Origin of the sequence: Mycobacterium sp. THU-M104 (assembly GCF_049197365.1) — a bacterium.
In the GTDB taxonomy this organism is placed as follows: domain Bacteria; phylum Actinomycetota; class Actinomycetes; order Mycobacteriales; family Mycobacteriaceae; genus Mycobacterium.
In genome coordinates, this window is sequence record NZ_JBMIOP010000173.1 from 1 (window position 1) to 1893 (window position 1893).

Here is a 1893-nt window from a genome sequence, read left to right on the forward strand (position 1 = left end):
TGGGGGCGTTGAGGTTGGTCGGCATGTCGCCGTACAACCCGCCGGAATCGATGAACGCATCCTGCGTCGGCACCGGGGTCCCGCCGTCGATGCTGATCTCCAGGGTGCCGGCCGGTGCGCCCGTCGTGTACGCAGTCGAGGACGACACCGTGCTGGGCCCGAACGTCATGATCCCCGCGGGTTCGTCGAGCAGCACGCCCTGGCTGAGGCTGCCTGGCAAATATTGCACCGGGCTGTTGCCCACCATCGGTCCGCCGTCGTCGACCCCGATCCCCAAGATGGCAGGTGCTTGCGAGGCCGGATCAGAGCTGCCGCTGTCGGTCATCGTCTGCACGACGGCGATGGGGGTGTTCGATGAGGTGGAAATTCCGTTGCCGAAATTCACCGTGCCGTCGTAGATCGTGTAGGTTTCGGTCAGGTAGTCCCCGCCGTCGCCGTAGGTCACGGTGCCCGTCTGCCCGGTGTAGGTGAGGCTGGAGGTCTTGACATCCTGGGGCGGCAGTATCAGGCCGGTGGATCCGGTGTCGACGATCACCTGATCGGCGGGCCCGTTGCTGCCGACCGAGAGGGTCGTCACCAGGCGCTCATCTGAGTACGACAGCGGCACCGAGTTGCCGGAATCAGTGCCGGCCGCGCCCGTGAACCCGGCCACCCCGCCCAGCAGTCCGCCGGCCCCGCCGGGGCCACCGAACGCGTCGGGCCCGCCCGTGCCGCCGTTTCCGCCGTTGCCCCACAGCCCGGCGGACCCGCCGGCACCCCCGGTCGCCCCGAGCGCGGTGCTGTTGCCGCCGTCTCCGCCGTTGCCGAAGAGGATTCCGCCGGCCTGGCCCGCCGTCCCCACCCCCTGGGCGTTGGTGTAGCCGTTGGCGCCGTTGCCGATCAGCGGCCGCCCCAGCAACGTGTCGGTGGGCGCGTTGACGAGGTTCAGCAGCAGCTGCGCAACGCTCGCCGCCTCGGTGTCGGCATAGTTGGTCGCGGCCGCATGCAGGGCCTGCACGTGCTGGTCGAGGAACGCCGCGGCGCGGGCGCTCAGCGCCTGGAATCCGGCCGCGTGCGCAGAAAACAGCTCCGCGGTCATCGTCGACACCTCGTCGGCGGCGGCCGACAGGATTCCCGTCGTGGGTGCGAGGGCCGCCGCGTGGGCCGCATCGAGCGTGGAGCCCAGTCGCGCCAGATCGTTTGCCGCGTCGGCCATGAACTCCGGCACCGTCATCACTAACGACATTTGGCACCTCCCGCGCCATTGCCATCGAGCCCTCGCCCCCCGAAATCGGCGATGACCCCATGGTAAACCGTACCGTCGGCGAAATTAACGGAAACAGCAGGTTTTCACGGTTGTGCCGGTCGGCGCCGGGCGCGCTTATCCGCTGCGCATGCCGTCGAGGAAGGCCCGGGTCTCCGCCCAGGTGGGCAGGACCCCGGACGCCCGCACCTCATCGAAACTCGGCGCCGCCGCATCGCGGTCGGACAGGCTGGGGGCGGCCCCGTCGACCAGCGGCCAGTCGACCGCCAGCACCGGGTCGGTCGCGCAGATGGTGTGCTCGCGCTGCGGGTTGTACTCGGAAGAGCACAGGTACATCACCGTTGAATTGTCTTGCAGGGCAAGAAAACCGTGCGCGAGGCCCTCGGAGATGTAGATGGTGCGGCGATCGGAGTCGTCGAGCAGGACCGAATCCCATTTCCCGAACGTCGGTGAGCCCAGCCGGACGTCGACGACGACGTCGAACACCGAGCCCCGCACGCACGTCACGTATTTGGCCTGGCTCGGTGGCACCTGGGCGAAGTGCAGGCCCCGCAGCACGCCGGCCGACGAGACCGAACAGTTGGCCTGCCGGACGTCCAACCGGTGCCCGGCGAACGCGGTGAACTCGCTGTTTTTGAGCCATTCGAAGA

The 1893-nt window shown here is 68.7% G+C and carries 2 protein-coding genes; both read right to left on the minus strand.

The window, feature by feature from the left end; genetic code table 11:
• Window positions 1-1225 (minus strand): PE domain-containing protein (locus ACOJVU_RS14005; protein WP_421530321.1); only part of this gene is annotated, 1225 nt, incomplete at its 3' end.
• Window positions 1226-1360: 135 nt separating this feature from the next.
• Window positions 1361-1893: dTDP-4-dehydrorhamnose 3,5-epimerase family protein (locus ACOJVU_RS14010; protein WP_421530322.1), on the minus strand; the 533-nt coding region annotated here is incomplete at its 5' end.